Genomic DNA, 19,705 nt, shown 5'->3' on the forward strand with positions numbered 1-19,705 from the left:
TTATTGTTACTGTTCACATGCCACTATTCCGCGAGGCGTTTTGGCATGTATATGCCAAAATCCCGAGACATACAGCGCGAATTTATGCGATTAGCATAAATTCTGTGCATCGCGAAGCGTGTTACTGGGCACGGAGTGAACAGTAACGTGTTATTTCATAGGCGTAACTATAATAATTTTACTGGGAGAGAGAAATATATGAAAATGAATAAATCAGTATTGCAAAGGGGTATCATTTTTATATTGTGTATTTGCATCCTTTTTTCAGTCTGTCCGGTCTATGCTTTTGCAGCAGAAAGTCAGAAAGAGAAAATTGTCAGGATTGGTGTACCGGATGATACATATGATAAGATAAATGAAAATGGAAAAAGAAGCGGATACGGCTATGAATATCTGCAGAAAATCGCAGGTTATACCGGGTGGAACTATGAATATGTAGATTGTACATGGGAAAATTGTTTTGACAAATTAAAAAATGATGAGCTGGATATTATAGAAGGAATCTCTTATACGGAGGAACGGGCAGAGAATATGCTTTTTTTCGGTATTCCAATGGGAGATGAAAGATATTGTATCTACGTAAAACCCGATCATACAGACATCTCATCCTCTGACACTGCATCTTTCAATGGGAAAAAGATTGGAGTGCTTATGGATTACCTGCCGGAAATGGTATTGAACGAGTGGGAAAAGAAATATAATCTGCATATACAGCATGTCAATGTTTCAAATAATGAAGATGCTTTAAAGAAAATTGCAGACGGAGAAATTGACGGTTTTGTATCGTTAGAGGATTCCCGTCTGGGTGGGTACGGAATGGCGGCCTTAACGAATATCGGAAGTTCAAAAATATATTTTGCAATCGGCCAGAGTTATTCTGATTTAAAGACAGAGCTGGATAATGCTATGAGAAGGATCACAGATGATGATCCTTATTATGCAGATGAACTGCATAAGCAGTTTCTATCAGTGGACAGGGTATATTTTCTGACGGGAGAAGAACAGAAATGGCTGTCAGAGCATGGAGCAATCAAAATCGGTTATTTGATAAACGATGGCGGGGTCAGTACTCTTGATACAGAAACCGGAAAAGTGAGCGGCCTGATCACGGATTACATCCAGCTTGCACAAAACTGCCTGGAAGGGCAGACTTTGAAATTTTATATCAAGTGGTATGATTCACAAGAGGATATGCAAAAAGCGTTGCATGATGGAGAAATTGATATGATTTTTCATGTGATGCAAAATACGAATGCTGCCGAAGACCTGGGCTATGATTTAACAGATACTGTCTGGAAGTACAATATGGCGGCTGTAACGGTTAAAAAGAGTTTTGATGAAAATGCTGAAAATACGGTTGCGATACCAAGAGAAGACAGTGATTTGAAGTTTTATGTTTCCTACAATTATCCACAGTGGCATACTTTACAATTGGTTTTAAAACAGAAAATGCTGTAAGACAATTCTTTGTGTTGTGTTTCTGGCGGCCCCGGTCAGGGCGGCAGATTCAGATGAAGATATTGATACGGCAGTGCAATTTTATTAAATTAGGAGGTTGACAATGAGATGTATAGAGAAATATATTTGACAGACAGACAGACAGACAGACAGACAGACAGACAGACAGACAGACAGACAGACAGACAGGAGATTTAATATGATCGCGAGAGCAAAGAAATATGTAGCAGTATTACTGGCTTTTGTATGCGTGTGTATGATATTTTCTCCCCAGACTGCATATGCAGCCGAGGACAGTTCGCAGCATGAAACTGTCAAAGTCGGTTTCTTTGCCATGGATGGTTATCATGTGATGGATGAAGAAGGCAACCGCAGTGGGTATGGCTATGATTTTCTTCGGCTGATGGCCCGTTATTGGGATGTAGATTACGAATATGTCGGATATGATAAGAGCTGGGATGATATGCAGCAGATGCTTGAAGATGGCGAGATTGACATGGTAACATCTGCCCGCAAAACACCGGACAGAGAAGAAAAGTTTGATTTTTCACGTCCGATCGGAACCAATTATGGGATGCTGACCGTCCGCAGTGACAACAGCACGATTGTGGACGGCAATTACAGCACTTACAACGGTATGCGTGTGGCGCTTTTGAACGGAAACACCCGGAATGAAGAGTTTGCGGATTTTGCAGACGACAAAGGATTTACATATGTTCCATCTTATTTTGATACGACCACAGAAATGGATGAAGCCCTTCAGAGCGAAAAAGTTGATGCGATTGTTACCAGTTCTCTGAGAAAAACAAACAATGAGCGAATCGTGGAGAAATTTGGCAGCAGCGATTTCTATGTCATTGTTAAAAAGGGCAATACAGAATTGCTGAATGAGATCAATTATGCAATCGACCAGATGAATGCAGTTGAGGGTGACTGGAAAACGACACTTTATAATAAAAATTATGAAAGCATAGAAACTAAGAATCTGGAATATACGGAGAAAGAAAAAAGTATTATTTCACAGTATTCCAAGGACAATCCGCTTCATGTTCTGTGTGATCCGACCCGTTATCCATATTCTTATAATGAAAATGGTGAGATGAAGGGTATTATCCCGGATTACTTCCGGAAAATTGCAGACTATGCCGGGATTTCCTATGAGTTTCTTACACCTGCCACCAGAGATGAGTATATTGCTTATCAGAAAAATAAGGAAACCACAGATATGAGCATCGATGCGCGCCTGGAAACAGATAACTATGCTGAGACGAAAAAATGGGGGATTACTGCACCTTTCATTACGATGCAGCTGGCAAGGGTGACACGGCGTGACTTTGATGGAAAAATTAATGTTGTTACTACTGTTGACCAGACAGCATCAAATTCAATTGAAGATGCAATGGCACCCGGTGCAGAAAAACTGATGTGCAGTACCCGACAGGAAATGATGGAAGCTGTCCGTGAGGGTAAAGCAGATGCTGCCTTCGTCTACTATTACATGGCACAGGCGTTTGTGAACAGTGACACTACGGGCACCATGACATATACTCTGCTGGAACAGCCTACATTCACCTACCGCATGGTAATTTCATCAACTGAGAATCATGCGCTGGCTGGTATTCTGACGAAAGCAATGTATGCCATGCCCCCAAATCTTGTTGAAGATCTTGCAGCACAGTATACCACATACAAAGCAACAGAGCTGACATTTGTTGACTGGATACGTCTGCATCCTGCTGTTACTGTTTGGGTTCTTCTTATTTTTGGATGGCTGCTGACTGCTATGGCTGTGATAATGGTGCGTCTCAGTGCAAGAAAAAAAGCTCAGAAGACGGCCCAGGAGAAAGCTGAGAAAATGGCGGAATTGGCAGAGCATGCACAGGCTGCAGACAAGGCAAAAACAGCATTTCTGTCACATATGTCCCATGATATGAGGACACCGATGAATGCAATCATAGGATTTACCGGTATTGCAATGAAAAACAATCCGTCAGACAAAGTGAAAAATTGTCTGGAAAAGATTGACGAAAGCTCAGAGCATTTACTGTCGCTGATCAATGATATATTAGATCTGACCCGCATCGAAAGTGGAAAAGTGAATTACAATCCGGTACCGGCGGATGTGAAAAACATTACAGATTCTGCATTGGATATTACAAAAGGTTTTCTTACGAACAGGGATATCAACTTTAAGATTCAGCGTGAAGAAGCAAAGATTCCAAATGTACTTGTGGATCCTGCACGCCTGCGTGATGTGCTGGTCAATATTCTGAGCAATGCCGTGAAATTCACTCCGGATGGAGGGACGATTACATTTGAAGCCCGGTGTCAGGAAAAGGGCGGGGATGGATATATAAATATGCGTTACCGCATTTCGGATACTGGTATTGGCATGAGTGAGGAATTTACAAAAGAAGTTTTTGAGGAATTTGCACAGGAAGATTCCGGTGTGAGAACGCAGTACCATGGAGTTGGACTGGGGATGGCTATCGTAAAGAAGTATGTAGATATGATGGGTGGAACCATTTCCGTGCAGAGTAAAAAGCATGAGGGAACCACATTTACTGTGGATATTCCTTTGGAAATTACAGATAAGAAATGTAATAAGTCAGACACAGGTATTTCTGAAAAGGTGAATCTTACAGGTGTGAATGTCCTTCTTGCAGAGGATAATGAACTAAATGCAGAGATTGCTGCCGTGCAGTTGGAAGAGTTCGGGATGAATGTAGAAAGAGCTGTGGATGGAAAGAATGCTGTTGAGATTTTCAGAAATCATCCGAAAGGTACATTTGATGTAATCCTGATGGATGTCATGATGCCTGAAATGAATGGTTATGAAGCGACAAAAGCAATCAGGGCAATGAATGACAGACCGGATGGAAAAAACATTCCTATTATAGCAATGACAGCTAATTCATTTGCAGAAGATGTTCAGGCATCACTGGATGCCGGAATGAACGCACATTTGTCAAAGCCGATTGTGATTGATGAAGTTATAAAAACGATTTTAAGGTATGTATATAATTGATTAGCAGAGGTTCATGAATTAGTGGAATACAATTGACAGGAGGACTAAAATATGACAATGCGAGAGTGCTATGAAGCTATTGGAGGAAACTATAAAGCTGTCCTGGGACGCCTTCACAGCGAAGCACTGATTCGGAGATTTACATTAAAGTTCCTTGAAGACCAGAGTTATCTACAGTTAAAACAGGCATTGGAAAATAAAAATTATGAAGATGCTTTCCGCGGTGCACACACACTGAAAGGGGTTTGCCAGAATCTTTCTTTTGACCATCTGTATGAGGTTAGTAACGAGTTAACAGAACTTTTGAGAGATAGGACCGGAGAGCAGCCGGGGATACCAGAGGCAGTGGAAAAAGTAACAGAAGTATATGAGATGACGATTGAAGAAATTAAGAAGGGACTGTAGCATTAAGTGATGCGACATGACTTTCTGCCTTGAATCAAGTGCTTGGAAGATCATAAAAAAAACGTATTGACATTAAGCAGTACGACTAATGAGAATAAAGTTTTTATCAGGATCAGCCATTTATCGGTTTTCCGCATTTGGTAGTTCTAACTCCCAAGAAAGAAATTATCTGTGAGTTCAATAAATTTATTGGACTATATTTTGTAGGGGCAATTCAAAAGGCGAAAAGAGGGAGATATAATTACAACTCGAAGCTTAATAATAAAGAGATTAAGAAATTGATGATATCTGTACCGGTTACAAATGGGAATGAAATTGATTGTAAATATATGGAAAATACCGTCAGAGAAATGATGAGTGAGAAGATAGCACAGCTGATTACAGAGATGAATCGGTTAACTGGTACTAATCAAGAAGGAGAGGATTAATAATCCTCTCCTTCTTCAATATTATATGATTTTTTCGAAAAATTTTTTACAGTGTTGTCGATCAATGCATCTCCCATACGACTTGGATCGAATGGAATGGCAATAATTGATGTAATCTGTTCACCCTCGCACCAGTTTCGGGCTTTTTCCTTGGCATGATGAGGATCTGGAGCTGTGATAAAAAGAATCTTCCTGTAGCAGGACAGATTTTGGTAGCTTATTGTTTCTACAATCAGTATCCATGTCTTCTTTTTAGCGCTGGATAATTCTATGCCAAATTGCACACTATAACATATAGAACAGGAGGAATGCTTATGACATTGGAACAGGTTGTATTGACAATGATTAATGACAAATTGCTTGATAATGGACAGATTTCCGAAAAACTGCATAGCAGTATCCAGAAAGACATTATAACCTTGAATACATTCAATACAGTAGTTGCGAAGAATGGAGAACAGATGGACAGTTCAGGTGAATATTGCCAGAGAATCAGTTGATTGGAAAGGAATAACATGGATATTTATGCAACCCGTGAGGAACTGAAATCCCGGCAAAAAAATATATTTGATTTGAAACTGAATGTGGCGTATTATGCCCGAGTCAGTACAGATAAGGATGAACAGAAAACCTCTATTGAGCATCAGTGGACTTTTTTTGAACAACTGATTTCAGATGTAAAGAATTGGACGCTTGTAGATGGTTATATAGATGAAGGAATTTCAGGTATTACAGTAACCCACAGAGAGGAATTCCAGAGAATGCTTCAGGATGCAAAAGCTGGAAAAATCGATCTTATCATCACTAAAGAGATTACCCGTTTTGCCCGAAACGTATTAGATAGTATACGATATACAAGAGAACTTCTGGACTGTGGAACTGCTGTCTGGTTCCGGAATGATAATATCAATACATTAGATGAGGATTCGGAACTCAGGCTGTCAATCATGTCTGGTATTGCACAGGAAGAAAGCAGAAAACTTTCAAGTCGTGTGCGTTTTGGTCATGCAAGATCCATACAGAATGGTGTGGTTCTTGGTAATTCACATATATATGGATGGGACAAGCGAAACGGAAAATTGTTTTTGAATCCTGAAGAGGCAAAAATGGTACAGCTTATTTTTGAAAAATATGCCTTGGGAAACTGGTCTACCCATTCACTGGAACAATTTTTATGGGAATGTGGATACAGAAATTATAAAGGGGGAAAGATAGATAGCCATGTGATTGCAAATATCATCCGAAACCCTAAATATAAGGGTTACTATGTGGGCGGAAAAGTAAAAATAGTTGATCTTTTTACTAAGAAACAAAAATTCTTGCCTGAAGATGAATGGGTGATGTATAAAGACGATGGTACCCATGTCCCTGCAATTGTGGATGAAAAACTGTGGGAAGATGCAAACAGGATTCTTGAAGAAAGAAGTAAAAATATCAAATCGAAAAAAACTTCTTATAAGCAGGACAACCTTTTTACCGGCCTTGTACATTGTGCGGAAGATGGAGCTGCATATTGGCTGAAAGTCAGAACTGTCCGCGGAAAAGATGCAAAGACCTGGGTATGCAGTCATCGCATAAAACAGGGTGCAGCTTCCTGCAGATCCAAACCGGTAAAAGAAGAAATCCTGCTTGAGATGATATCGGATGTTTATAACAATCTGGCTAAAAGCAATAAAAGTATATTGCACAAATATCTGGAACTTTATGAGAAAGAGCTTAACAAAACAGAAGGAACTGAAGAAAAAATTGACAACATACAGCATGAAATAACAGTACTGGAACAGAAGAGAGATAAGTTGTTGGATTACAATATGGGCGGATACATTTCTGATACGGAATTTTTAAGCAGAAACAAGACTTTTACACAGCAGATTACAGAGAAAAAAGCGGATCTGGAGCAATTGAAAAGCATGAAACCTCTTTCAAAAACAGAATTGTTAGATCAGATGGGTAGAATACTAGACTATGCAAAAGAGTACTCCTACGTAAAAACCAAAGATATCACCAGAGCTATGATAGAAAGTACAATCAGTAATATAGAAATAACTCCGGTTAATGAAAAGAAAGCAGAAGTGATGATCATATTTAAAAGTGGAAGTCTGCACAGTTCTGAGTCTGTTATTCCGGCACTGGGACAGGAAAAAACTTATACTACAGAGACAGGGTATGAGTATGTTGTGCATTCAGGGATTTCGATGTAGATATTGTACTTATATATGGAATTGTTCTGCGGAGGTTACGAAAAATAAAAAGTAGTGAATATTTCAGTTTGAAACAATATATAAAACAGGTGTAAGACATGGCAAATACAAAAAAAAGATGGACAGCCGACGAAATCGAAATATTAAAAAGATACTATCCCGCAGAAGGCGATCAGGTCTGTGAAAGATTATCTGGAAGAACTGCAAAAAGCTGCAGGATTCAGGCATCAAAAATGGAAATATCCAAAAATATTTCATCTTCAGCAATTGTACAGAATGATGGTAAATATATCAGGTTATGGACAGAGGCAGAAGATAAAATACTCAGAGAGTATTATGCTGCGGAGGGCAGTAATGTTCGTTTTCGTTTAAATCAGAGGTCTGCAGAATCCTGCAGAGGAAGAGCTTCTGCATTAGGACTCACTTATTCCGGGGCAAACAGAAAATGGAGCAGCAACGAAGATGAAATTCTGAGAAACTATTATTCAACAGAAGGTGCTGAAGTTCAGAAAAGACTGAAGGGAAGATCAAAAGAGGCATGTAATAAAAGAGCTTCCAAATTAGGTCTCTGCACACAGGGAAGAAAAGAATGGACTGCAGAAGAAGATGAAATTATAAGAACATATTACAAAGCGGAAGGCAGGAAAGTAGCAGAACGATTGGAAGGGAGAACGCTGACTGCCTGTCAGTCCAGAGCTAAGTACTTAAATGTCAGATCAGACAATAACAGACTTCCATGGACACAGGAAGAGGATGCGATCATTACCCGATATTATGAAGAAAAAGGTGCCGGGTATGTGAATACTCTCATTCCTGAAAGATCTCTTCAGGCATGCAAATATAGAGCGATGATTCTGGGATTAAGCAGGAAAAACAATGACCCATGGACAAAAGTCGAAGAGAAGATACTGAAGAAATACTACCCGGTTGAGGGCAGCAATGTTTATAAACGTCTGAATAACCGTACCAGAAATGCCTGTATCAGCAAGGCAGCCCAATTACACCTGCAATATGGACTGCCTATGTATAAAGGACCTGTGTTGGATGAATGGATCATACTGGCAGTGAAACAGGGAATCACAAAAGTAAAACAATCTATGACATACAGTGAGATAACCTTTAAACTCGGAAAACTCCCTGAACTGCATTTGAAACTGAAATGTGATGAAACCGGGAGATTCAGGGTTTCTGAGAATTCTGTTCTTTTGGATGAAAAAGAATATGACAGACAACAGGTTGAGAATCTTGTGGTTACAATGGGGCTTCAGATAGAAGAAAACAAAATTATTTTAAACAGCAGCGAAGAAGAGATAGAAGATGATATTTTCAGACTGATAGTAGGATGTTACCTGATTTATTTCATGCATTATTTTATGGAATTGCTATAGTTACGGAGTATTATGTACGGAATAAAGGAAGAATGTCAAAAAAAGTGAATTCGAATTCACTTTTTTCGATACTCTTCATTTTTTCGTATCAAATATAAGAGCAGGCATCATATGCTATGATGGAATGAATCTGTGCAAACAGGATAGGCTTGATGCCTGGGGCAATCTTTGGATAGTATCCGCTTTCAAAAAATAAAATATTTTGTGTTTTTGAAAGTGATATCTTGCATATACTATTAGCAGACAGTATTATAAGTACATCGAAGCAGTTTCAATAAATGAAAAATCTTAAACTTTTGAAAGCCAGTAACGATATGAAAATAATTACAAGAGCAAAATATCTCGATAGAATCATTGAATTGAATGGTACTTCTGACATCAAGATCATCACAGGCATTCGTCGATCCGGTAAGTCCAAGCTCATGTATTTCCTTTCAGCTTTCAGGAATATTGCCAATATTATGATGATGTTACTGATAAAGATAAGCTCTTTGATGATTACGCTATCCAGAGTGGTTTGGCAGGTTCTTACGCTTACAGAACCGAAAAAGACAGAACAAACTATATCAAAGAGGTCTACGAAACGATTGTTACAAGGGATTTGGTGCAGAAATATTCGCTCCCGGACACTTTGGTTTTACAACGTCTGAGCGAATTTCTTATGGATAATATCAGCAACCTGACTTCTCCTAATAAGGTCAGTCAGCTACTGACAGCAAATAAGACTCCGACCAATCATGTAACTGTCGGCAAGTACATTAAGTATTTGTGCAATGCTTTTGTATTTTATGATATTAAGAGATACGACATCCGAGGCAAGAAATACCTGGAAAGCTCTGAAAAGTTCTATCTTTGTGACAGTGGCATTCGATATGCAATACTGGGAAGCAGAAATATGGATTATGGCAGAGTATATGAAAACATCGTTTGCATCGAGCTTCTTCGCCGTGGATACGATGTCTATGTCGGCAAGCTCTATCAAAAGGAGATTGACTTTGTTGCTCAGAGAGGCAGCGAGAAGATCTATATTCAGGTCAGTGACAACATTTCCAATCAGGAAACATTTAAGAGAGAATGCTCTCCTCTGCTTCAGATTCGAGATGCTTATCCGAAAATGATTATTGCCAGAACCAAACATCCAAAATATAGTTATGAAGGAATCGAAATTCATGATATAGCCGATTGGTTGCTACAAGAATAAACAAGGCAAAATATCTCCGTCATTCTCTTTTGAAATGATGGAGATGTTTTTATCTGAGATATAGTAGATAGAGGCATCAGTCGATAAGGTGGCTGGTGCCTTTTGTAACAATTCTGTGAGATTTTTTTGGGGGGACAGTTGAGGAAAAAGTTTAGGACAATAAGCGGGAATCCTCGGCAATTCAATTACCGAGAGGACGGGGCTCCGCAGAGTGATAAAAAGCACTGATTTCCGTCTCGTATACCTGGCAGAATGATTTCTGATATACTGATAAATTATATTAAGAATGCAGTTTGTTGATTGGAAGAAATGCGAGATATAGGCTGTTTTGATTGTTTCATTATTAAATTGACATATGATTACTGTGGAGTATAATTATAATTAAAAACACCGAAGATAAAAGACGGAGGAATTATATGAAAGCACATAAATATTGGTCAGCAGGAGCATTAATCACAATGATTGGTAGTTTTTATACTGGATATAAAGGGTTAAAATCAAGCCACAAATACTTTGCGTTAAGTTCTATACTATGTATGACAATGGCGATGCATACAGGACATAAAATGATTTCTGGGAATAGGAAGAAAATGGCGAATAAAGAGAAAGTTACAGAGAGGGAGGAATAAATAATGTTGGAAGTAGGGGTCAAGGCACCTGATTTTGAGTTGCCAGATTAAAATGGGAAAATACACAGATTATCGGATTATACAGGAAAAAAGTAATATTATATTTCTATCCCAAGGATAATACAGCGGGATGTACGAAACAGGCATGTGGTTTTTCCGAGAGATACCCTCAGTTTACTGAAAAAAGGTGCAATTATTCTTGGAGTCAGTAAGGATTCTGTATCCTCTCATAAGAGATTCGAGGAAAAATATGGATTGGCATTTACATTTTCAGATTATGATATTTCATTTAAAGGTATTTGCCCCAAATGTAGGGAGAAAGTAAAGGAATAGCATAGTTATTGAAATGAATATTATTTAAGACTAGGATAAATTGTAAAATGCAGACAAACAAAAAAAGTAAAAACATAATAAATATTATACAGAGTTTCCTTATATTGATATTAGTAGTTCTTATTATTTTTATGATGATACAGATTAGTAGGCTGCAGGGGACAGCACGCGTAATAAATTATGCAGGTCTGGTACGTGGAGCTACACAGCGTGAAGTAAAATTAGAAATTACAGGAAACCAAAATGATGAATTAATTAAATATTTGGATGATATTCTTCTTGGATTAAGATATCAGGATGGACATTATGATCTGGTAAAACTCCATGATGAAGAATATCAGAAAAAATTGCAAATCCAGAGTGATTACTGGGATAAATTGAAAACAGAGATTGAATCGGTAAGAAACAAGGGATACGAAAATACAGACATTGTTAACATGAGTGAAATTTATTTTACGATGGCAGATGAAACTGTATCTGCCGCAGAAAGCTATTCAGAAAAGCTCGCTATAAAGATTCGCATCATAGAGCTTTTGTCGGCACTTGATATGTTGAGTCTGGTGATATTGGTTATTATGCAGACTCTAAGGGCAATGCAGATGGCAATGCAAAACAGACTACTAGAACAGAAAGCATTCATAGATGCCCATACTGGGCTGCCAAATAAAAGTGCCTGTAATGAGATTTTTGATAAAAAAGATATAATTACAGATCCTACAGCATGCATAATGTTTGACTTAAATAATCTAAAAATTGTTAATGATACAAGGGGACATTCCGCAGGAGATCAGTTAATAATGAATTTTGCAAAGCTTTTGCGCAGTGTGATTCCAGAAAAGGATTTTGTTGGAAGATATGGCGGAGATGAGTTTATAGCAGTCATTTATCATACAAGCGAGGCGGAAATTAAGGAAATATTAAAATCCTTGTACAGAGAAAAAGACAGATTAAATAGTTATGAAAATCAAATACCAATCGACTATGCGTGCGGATGGGCATTATCCTCCGGTGATATGGCGTGTACAATGCAGATGCTATTGGATAATGCAGATGCTTATATGTATAAAAATAAACAATTATGCAAGAAATATAATAAGCTTTAAGCTCAGCGTAGATGAATCTTCTTAAATGAGTAATCGATAGGACCCTGTTGGAAAAACCAACAGGGTTTTTACTATGTTATTGTGTGATAATATCACGGAAACCAGTTTCTCTTTAGTTTATGTTGATAACCATATGAGGCTGAATGTTAATGGACCATATTGGAGAGGGGCATCAGCAATTTATTATTCAGAAAATTTATCACTGTAACGAATATGCATATCTTCCCAATCCATGAACAATACATAAAATACTCTTCCGTATTGCTGGCTTTCTACGATTCTTCCATGGTCAAGTACAGAAAGGTAAGTTCCGTCAGCTTTTCGAAGATGAAAGTGAACATAGTCATTTTCATTGCCGCTGTCGATCTGTTTCCAGATGCTTGTTTCTATTTGTTGCTGCTCATCTTTGCGGATCAGATTGTGGAACCTTTTTTGAGTAAGTCTGAATAGTTCATCCATGCTTTTATAACCAGCCATATGAAGAAATTCGTGGTTTGCATAAAAGAGTTCATCGTCTTCTTTGTCTGCTCTATATATGATAAATGCACCTGGAAGGTGTTCGGAGATATCCTTAAGCGCAAATCCAAGCTGTTTGCGGGCTCCTGACTGGAGACCTTTTCGGTAAGCCATACATCCATTTTTTCCATGAAGCTTTATTTCATAAAGGGCAGCATCTGCACAGCGCATGAGCTGTGAATGGCTGGATGCAAATGTTGGATATTCTGCATATCCAAGAGAAATATAAAATGCATGTTCCTCATTATGATATGAGAATATTTTTGGGAGTTTGGTGAATTGCTGTAGCTGTACATCTGCCTCTTCAAAGGTACAATTTGGTAAAAGAATGCAGAATTCATCACCACCATTTCTTCCAAGTAATGCATCAGATGGAAAAAATGCTTTCATGCTGTCGGCAAGAATCTTTAATGCTCTGTCTCCGTAACTATGTCCATAGATATCATTGATAAACTTAAAGTCATCGATATCAAGGAGCGCAGCTACAAAATGTGCTTGTGGATTTTTAGAGATCATTTTTTCTGCTAATTCATCAAATCCATAACGATTATAAATATTCGTAAGAGAATCTGTGCGTGCCAGTATTTGATATTTATTCTTGTGTTCTTTTGCTACCAGCCATACCCTGGTAAGCACTGACAGAAGAAGGCTTATAGTGAGAAACATTCCGCTGATAATTATCAGTAGTGTGTTATTTCTCCATCCAACTTTCGGAGTAATCTCAAGTTTCCAGTTTTCATGTCCTATAGTAAAAGTGTAAGAAACCGGATGATTTATTTGATCATCTGACTGATAAACTACTTTATAATCATCACTCCATGGAGTAGCTGTTTTTAAAATTTTATATTCATATCCAAAATTCAAAAGTGCACTGATTGCATCTGAAAAAATATCCGGAACACGCAGGATGACAATGGTAAATCCCCAGAAATACTCTTGTCCGCGTTTATCTTTCAGGTAGACCGGATTGCGGACGGCAATTCCATAACCGCCCTGTTTTAATTCGAAAGACCCCTGTGTAATAATTGTATGATTATCTCTTGCGTAACAGGAAATCTCTTTACGTTCCTTATCATGGAGCAGATCAATCTTACCTGCCTTATTTCCTTCAGCCGGATAAATATCTGTTACAATACCATTGGGAGCGAGCTGCATGCTTTCAATGGAATCAGACATCAGATTTTTGGCAATTGTGTCAAACTGATGAAATTCACCATTTTCACTGATTATGACCTGCTCCAAAGTATCCGTAATTTCAATTCCATCTGTAATTTCATTCTTAATGCGTTCACCGTAGGTGGTTGCGTTTAATTGTGCCATTGTGTGTCTCTGTTTTTTTTCATGGGTGTCTGTTATGTATACAATTAAACTAACAAGGCATATGCCCAGTAAAAAAATGATAAGAGGCACAAGTGTTTTCTTTTTCACTTGGTTTACCTCATTTATTCATGGAAATTTTCATAATAAAGCATTATATCACGGAAGCCGAAAAACGGAATAAGTGTTCTGAAAAAAAGACAATATTTTTGCTTTAAAGAGTATTTTCGTTTGTAATTTGTTCTGTAAGAATTCGCTCCCTATTAAATGTTAACTAAATGACATTGAACGTCTCTTTTGGTCTCTTTTCGGTCTCTTTTTTAGAACCTTGTATTCTCAAGGTTTCTGTACTATAATGAAGCTCGTAAAGAGATTGTTATATTAAAAATAATGATTTGATTTTCTTCTGAATAATCAGATTATTTTCCATCAACGCAAAATTCAGGGAAAGTTGTTCTGATACTATTATGAAGAAAATGATCGAAGCCCAGGAAAGACAGATGTCCAGCGGATCCGGTTCTCAGGGTGGCCAGCAGTACTAAAAATGACGTTATAATATAACAGAACTTTATCGTCTGATTATGACGGAATAATTGCTTCGTAAATTATTATTACGTTCATAAAAACTATATACAAAAGAAAAAATGCCGCTTTATTTCTGTTCTATACTCTTATAGCAATGGAAATAAGGCGGCATTGTGTTGTTGTCACTTAAAAGTTGTTTCATAGAACCTGGTATGGAAGAGTTATGGTAGAACGTCTCGAGGGATTCTGCAGTGAGAATGACTGGATACGTGCTTACAATGAAATGAATGAATTTGAGAAAAAACTCAAGGACTGTGGCGCAGTTATTATTAAATTCTGGGTTCAGATTGATAAGGATACACAGCTGGAACGTTTCCGGGAAAGACAGAATAATCCGGAGAAACAGTGGAAGATCACAGATGAAGACTGGCGAAACAGAGAAAAATGGAACGCATATGAAGTTGCAGTAGATGAAATGCTTCAGAAAACGAATACTTCCTTTGCGCCATGGCATGTGCTGGAATCTGTTGACAAAAAATACGCCCGTATTAAGGCACTTAAAATCGTAATCAGTGAGATTGAGAAGGCGTTAAAAGATAAGTAGATAAAAAGCTAAATTTGTCTGACCAATTCGCCATAAGTACCAGAATATCAGGTTTTGCAAGGATAATTTATGGTAGATTTTAGCATATACATCCACTTCCTTTTTGAGTATAATGAAACTAAAATGATCTATTATGAATACTCAATGACATCATGGCAATGTAGGACAGGAGGAACCGAGATGATTATTACAATTGCAAGACAATGTGGAAGCGGCGGACATGAGATAGGCAGAGAACTGGCTTCCAGACTGGGAATGGAACTTTATGACAGAAAGAAACTGGAAGAAGAAGCCAGAAAGCTTGGCAAATATGATGAGAATAAAGAATTTTTCCAGGAGAAAGCGGTAAATAGTCTGCTGTACAGCATAGCGGTAAGCTATGGAGACAGCAACCCGATGGAGAGATCCTTTGAGCTTGTGCGTGAACTCACAAAAGGAAAATCAGCAGTGATCATTGGCCGTTGTTCGGGTGCGGTATATGAAAAAGATCCTGAAGCGACAACGATTTTTCTTCATGCAGACAGAGATTGCCGTATTGAGCGAATCATGAAGCGTGACAATATTTCCAAAAAAGAAGCTACGCACACGGTAAAGGAAGTGGATGAAAAAAGAGCATCATTCCATAAATTCTGCACCGGAAAAGCATGGGAAGATACCAGCCAGTATCAGTTGTCTATTGATACTGGAAAGATTGCTATTTCTGACGCAGTTGATATAATTATAAATTATATTCAGGCGAAATCAAAGTAAGTGTGGCTGTCAGAGTAACCGGTAAATGTTATAAAACATGAAATGAAACAATAAGTATATGTCGCTTTATTGATAATCATATTTTTTATGATGTCAGAAATAAAGCGACATTATTTTTATATCACAGGAAATAAGTTCAGCTGCTGTTTATGCATCGTTATCCAAGTGATTTGTAAGTCATCTGGGAAGGAAGAATTTCCAGGAAAATATTAATAAATTATGAATTGTGTATATTTTTCAAGTTTTAATTGCGTTTTATTTAGTGCTTTGTTATAATTACACTTAGAATTGCGAAGAATTGAAAGAATTCGCAAAATAAACGGGAGAATCGGAGAGGAGAAACTATGAACTTAGGTATAATCGCACATAACAGTAAAAAAGTACTAATAGAAGATTTCTGCATCGCTTATAAGAATATACTTGCCAAACATGAGGTCTACGCGACAGGTACAACGGGACGAAGAATTGAAGAAGCGACAAGCCTTCATGTGCATAAATTCCTTGCCGGCAGTATTGGTGGAGACAAGCAGTTTATGGAGATGGTAGAACGTCAGGATCTCGATATGGTCATCCTGTTCTACAACCCAGTTATGATCGATCCAAAAGAACCGGACATTACAAGTATTGTAAGAAGATGCGACCAGTACAATATTCCTGTAGCGACAAACATTGCCACTGCAGAACTTCTTATTTTAGGACTCGCAAGAGGAGACCTGGATTGGAGACTGAATCTTAAATGAGAGTAATCGCAGGAAAAGCCAGAAGGCTTAATTTAAAAACAGTTCCAGGTATGGATACAAGACCTACTACAGACAGGATTAAAGAGACTTTGTTTAACATACTTCAGCCGGAACTTCTGGATTGCCGTTTCCTTGATCTTTTTTCAGGAAGTGGTGGAATTGGTATCGAAGCACTGAGCAGAGGCGCTTCTTATGCAGTATTTGTAGAGAAGAATCCAAAGGCTGCAGCATGCATCAGAGAAAATCTTACATTTACAAAACTGGCAGAAGATGGTAAACTGCTGAACATGGACGTGCTGCAGGCATTGCGTTCCCTTGAAGGAAAAGGTGCTTTCGATATAATCTTCATGGATCCGCCATATAATAACGAACTGGAACGTCAGGTGCTCGAATATCTCAAGGACAGCACAGTTGCAGATGAGAATACGCTTATTATAGTAGAGGCAGACCTTCAGACTGATTTCAGTTATGTGGAATCTCTTGGTTACAGACAGCTGCGTTCAAAAGAGTATAAGACAAATAAGCACGTATTTTTAGAACGTGCATGATGGAGTTACTGTCAGCAATAAAGTGAGCAGTGACTGTTTTTCATGCATACGTGCCAGAGGAAAGAGAGAGTAAGAAACACATGAAAATAGCAGTGTACCCAGGCAGCTTTGATCCGGCAACTTATGGTCATCTTGATGTGATAAAGAGAGCAGCAGTATCTTTTGACAAGGTGATAGTAGGTGTTTTACACAATTCTTCAAAAAGTCCGTTGTTTTCTGTAGAAGAACGTGTTAATATATTAGAAAAGGCAACTTTAGATATTCCGAATGTTGAAGTGAAACCATTTGAGGGATTGTCCGTAAATTTTGCCAGAGAGAATCATGCTCAGGTGATCATACGTGGGCTTCGTGCGGTTACTGATTTTGAATATGAGCTTCAGATGGCTCAGACGAATCGTGTGCTTGCACCGGATGTAGATACTGTATTTCTGACTACAAGTCTGGAATATGCTTATTTAAGCTCTACGATATTGAAAGAAGTTGCTCATTTTGGCGGCGACCTGAGTAAATTTGCACCAAGAGAAATAACTGATGCAGTCATTGAGAAGCTTCATCGCACAGCAGATGACAAATAGGTTATTGTTCATATACGAAAGGACAGTAACACAAATAGAGAAGATTAAGGAGATATTATACTATGAGCAGCAGAATTGAACAGATTATCGGTGAAATCGAGGAATATGTAGACAGCTGTAAATTTCAGCCGCTGTCAACAACCAAGATTGTTGTAAATAAAGAAGAAATCGAAGAACTTCTGAGAGAACTCCGTCTGAAAACTCCGGATGAGATCAAACGTTATCAGAAGATCATTAACAATAAAGATGCTATCCTTGAGGATGCACAGTCCAAAGCTGATGCTCTGATCGCAGATGCACAGGCAAGAGCTCAGGAACTGGTAACTCAGCATGAGATTATGCAGAAAGCATATGCACAGGCAAACGATACAATCAATGCAGCTAACAAGCAGGCACAGGAGATTCTGGATTCTGCAACACAGGATGCAAACAGCATCCGTCTCAGTGCTATCACTTATACAGATGATATGATGGCAAATATTGGCAGCGTCCTTAACACAACATTAGAGGATGCCGGTGCCAAATATAAGACATTTATTGATTCTCTGCAGAGCTGTCTTGACGTTGTTAATCATAATCGTCAGGAACTTGCACCTCAGACAGCACAGGCAGCAGCAATCACAGGTTCTTACCATGATGACGACAGCAAAGATGACGATGACGATCTTTTAGATGATCTGGGAGAGAACTAAGATTAATTGAATAATATTAGGGCCAGGATATTTTCCTGGCCTTTTATATTTTACATTATAAATATTAGTGTTGTTTTTTTGAAATTGTCTTTGGCAATTTTTATGTGGAAGTTCTTCTAAAATGTCTTTTGGTATAGCAAACAACTTGTTATAGACACTAGTAATCAGAATGTATTTACAGAAAATAATATAACAGGCAGTAAAGGATAAAAGATGTCAGAACTGCACTGATACATTTGGAGACAATATATGGCATCAGACTAAGATCGCAATGAAAAATACTTCTTGTCTGAGCAAGAATACACAGACCTCCCGATGCCGTAGCCGAGACGGATACAAAAATACGGGCTGTGACAGACAGATTAGAAGATGAAATAATTGAGAGCCCTGTAGTAATTTCAGTAAATCCCAGAAGCAGATTTTGATAAAAAGCAGGGAATGGCTGATAATATCTGATGCATCCGGCCAGAATAGAAAAAAGAAGGATATATCCTCCGAGCCGTGTGATGGTTTCAAACCCGTTCATAATAGAAGTATTGACGATATTTCCGGCTGGGACTGTAGACATGACCTCTTTTTCATTACGTGTATCTGTGTATTGCGCACTTGTCAGAATCTGATTTTTGTAGACTGCGTAACGAAAAAATAACATACATATCAGATTAGCAGAAAAGAGACTTATGAGGATAAAATAAGCAGGGACGACATCCTTCAGGCATAATTTACCCAGGTATGTAATGACAAAAGCAGGACTTGGGTTATTACAGAAAGTAGAAAGGTACACAGCTTCTTTTTTGCTGATTTTATCTGATTCATACAGATCAGAAGCCAGTTTGGCACCCAGAGGGTATCCACACAACATACCAAGTAGAAACACGTAACCGCCCCAGCTGCTGACACCCAGCAGAACACGAAAATAAGACTCCAGAGGGGATAGAATTTTTTGGATGTTATCAATGCGTGTCAATATACCGGTAAGAATAATAAATGGCAGAAGTGTCGGAATTAATGTATTCAGCCATAAAGTCATTCCTGCTTTCGCACAGACCAGACTTTCAGCCGGATGCATCAGAAGAAATCCCAGAAGGAAAAAAACTCCACAGACGAGCAGAATATTTTTAAGATTTCGACGTACACTGGAAAGCAGGAAATGGTTTTTGTTCATAATAATATGTTCCATGGACACCATTTTATAGATTCTTTATAAAATTTATATGGCACTTAATGAAAATAAATGCTATAGTATTCAGGTAAAATAGATCTG

At 38.2% G+C, this 19,705-nt stretch carries 16 protein-coding genes and 4 pseudogenes; 17 read left to right on the forward strand and 3 right to left on the reverse strand.

The window, feature by feature from the left end; all coding sequences use genetic code 11:
- Positions 1-198 precede the first annotated feature (198 nt).
- The 4 genes and pseudogenes from WKT11_RS09515 to WKT11_RS09530 all read left to right on the forward strand — a co-directional run.
- Complete coding sequence (locus WKT11_RS09515) at positions 199-1,458, forward strand: transporter substrate-binding domain-containing protein (RefSeq protein ID WP_340284007.1); 1,260 nt, start codon at positions 199-201, stop codon at positions 1,456-1,458.
- 199 nt (positions 1,459-1,657) lie between these two features.
- The gene (locus WKT11_RS09520; protein ID WP_118609855.1) at positions 1,658-4,486 is read left to right on the forward strand and encodes a hybrid sensor histidine kinase/response regulator; all 2,829 of its coding nucleotides are present in this window, start codon (positions 1,658-1,660) and stop codon (positions 4,484-4,486) included.
- A 51-nt stretch (positions 4,487-4,537) separates the two neighbouring features.
- Positions 4,538-4,891, forward strand: a complete 354-nt coding sequence (locus tag WKT11_RS09525) for an Hpt domain-containing protein (RefSeq protein WP_117844453.1) — start codon at positions 4,538-4,540, stop codon at positions 4,889-4,891.
- 113 nt (positions 4,892-5,004) lie between these two features.
- Positions 5,005-5,319: pseudogene (locus WKT11_RS09530) on the forward strand (restriction endonuclease subunit S); the annotation flags it as partial.
- Here the strand turns inward: WKT11_RS09530 and WKT11_RS09535 are convergent.
- Positions 5,316-5,603: a hypothetical protein gene (locus WKT11_RS09535; protein ID WP_117844449.1), complete on the reverse strand. Its 288-nt coding sequence runs from the start codon at positions 5,601-5,603 to the stop codon at positions 5,316-5,318. The pseudogene WKT11_RS09530 and the gene WKT11_RS09535 sit on opposite strands and share 4 nt — an antisense overlap.
- Before the next feature lie 30 nt (positions 5,604-5,633).
- Here WKT11_RS09535 and WKT11_RS09540 point away from each other — a divergent pair, with 30 nt between their 5' ends.
- The 7 genes and pseudogenes from WKT11_RS09540 (at position 5,634) to WKT11_RS09570 (ending at position 12,174) form a co-directional block, all read left to right on the forward strand.
- Entirely contained in the window at positions 5,634-5,819 is a 186-nt protein-coding gene (locus WKT11_RS09540; RefSeq protein ID WP_243098526.1) for a hypothetical protein, read from the forward strand.
- A 15-nt stretch (positions 5,820-5,834) separates the two neighbouring features.
- Positions 5,835-7,520 carry a recombinase family protein gene (locus tag WKT11_RS09545; RefSeq protein ID WP_340284013.1) on the forward strand — a complete coding sequence of 562 codons (1,686 nt, stop codon included), beginning with the start codon at positions 5,835-5,837 and terminating at the stop codon, positions 7,518-7,520.
- Between the two features lie 98 nt (positions 7,521-7,618).
- Positions 7,619-8,908 carry an SANT/Myb-like DNA-binding domain-containing protein gene (locus tag WKT11_RS09550; protein WP_340284015.1) on the forward strand — a complete coding sequence of 430 codons (1,290 nt, stop codon included), beginning with the start codon at positions 7,619-7,621 and terminating at the stop codon, positions 8,906-8,908.
- Between the two features lie 278 nt (positions 8,909-9,186).
- Positions 9,187-10,109: pseudogene (locus tag WKT11_RS09555) on the forward strand (ATP-binding protein).
- 416 nt (positions 10,110-10,525) lie between these two features.
- On the forward strand, positions 10,526-10,738 hold the full coding sequence (locus tag WKT11_RS09560) for a DUF6219 family protein (protein WP_117676394.1): 213 nt from the start codon (positions 10,526-10,528) through the stop codon (positions 10,736-10,738).
- Positions 10,739-10,798: 60 nt separating this feature from the next.
- Positions 10,799-11,071 (forward strand): annotated as a pseudogene (locus WKT11_RS09565) (peroxiredoxin).
- 47 nt (positions 11,072-11,118) lie between these two features.
- Positions 11,119-12,174 carry a GGDEF domain-containing protein gene (locus tag WKT11_RS09570; RefSeq protein ID WP_117844443.1) on the forward strand — a complete coding sequence of 352 codons (1,056 nt, stop codon included), beginning with the start codon at positions 11,119-11,121 and terminating at the stop codon, positions 12,172-12,174.
- 183 nt (positions 12,175-12,357) lie between these two features.
- Here the strand turns inward: WKT11_RS09570 and WKT11_RS09575 are convergent, their stop codons facing one another.
- Complete coding sequence (locus WKT11_RS09575; protein ID WP_243104028.1) at positions 12,358-14,010, reverse strand: diguanylate cyclase domain-containing protein; 1,653 nt, start codon at positions 14,008-14,010, stop codon at positions 12,358-12,360.
- 715 nt (positions 14,011-14,725) lie between these two features.
- Between WKT11_RS09575 and WKT11_RS09580 the strand changes: the two are divergent.
- From WKT11_RS09580 to WKT11_RS09605, 6 genes and pseudogenes are all read left to right on the forward strand, one after another.
- Positions 14,726-15,136, forward strand: a pseudogene (locus WKT11_RS09580) (phosphate--AMP phosphotransferase); the annotation flags it as partial.
- Between the two features lie 180 nt (positions 15,137-15,316).
- On the forward strand, positions 15,317-15,886 hold the full coding sequence (locus WKT11_RS09585) for a cytidylate kinase-like family protein (protein ID WP_117676397.1): 570 nt from the start codon (positions 15,317-15,319) through the stop codon (positions 15,884-15,886).
- 344 nt (positions 15,887-16,230) lie between these two features.
- Positions 16,231-16,626 carry a methylglyoxal synthase gene (locus WKT11_RS09590; protein ID WP_008702973.1) on the forward strand — a complete coding sequence of 132 codons (396 nt, stop codon included), beginning with the start codon at positions 16,231-16,233 and terminating at the stop codon, positions 16,624-16,626.
- Positions 16,623-17,174 (forward strand): 16S rRNA (guanine(966)-N(2))-methyltransferase RsmD, encoded by a 552-nt coding sequence (rsmD, locus tag WKT11_RS09595; protein ID WP_118136890.1) that lies wholly within the window; start codon positions 16,623-16,625, stop codon positions 17,172-17,174. Before WKT11_RS09590 ends, rsmD begins: the two co-directional genes overlap by 4 nt.
- Positions 17,175-17,254: 80 nt before the next feature.
- A complete protein-coding gene (gene coaD / locus WKT11_RS09600) occupies positions 17,255-17,749 on the forward strand; it encodes a pantetheine-phosphate adenylyltransferase (RefSeq protein WP_117676399.1) in 495 nt (164 codons plus the stop codon).
- A gap of 62 nt (positions 17,750-17,811) precedes the next feature.
- Positions 17,812-18,441, forward strand: a complete 630-nt coding sequence (locus tag WKT11_RS09605) for an ATPase (RefSeq protein ID WP_117676400.1) — start codon at positions 17,812-17,814, stop codon at positions 18,439-18,441.
- A 175-nt stretch (positions 18,442-18,616) separates the two neighbouring features.
- On the opposite strand, the gene WKT11_RS09610 is transcribed toward WKT11_RS09605, so the two are convergent.
- The gene (locus tag WKT11_RS09610) at positions 18,617-19,606 is read right to left on the reverse strand and encodes a hypothetical protein (protein ID WP_117676464.1); all 990 of its coding nucleotides are present in this window, start codon (positions 19,604-19,606) and stop codon (positions 18,617-18,619) included.
- Positions 19,607-19,705 lie beyond the last annotated feature (99 nt).

Origin of the sequence: Blautia sp. HCN-1074 (genome assembly GCF_037890165.1) — a bacterium.
Lineage (GTDB): Bacteria > Bacillota > Clostridia > Lachnospirales > Lachnospiraceae > Blautia_A.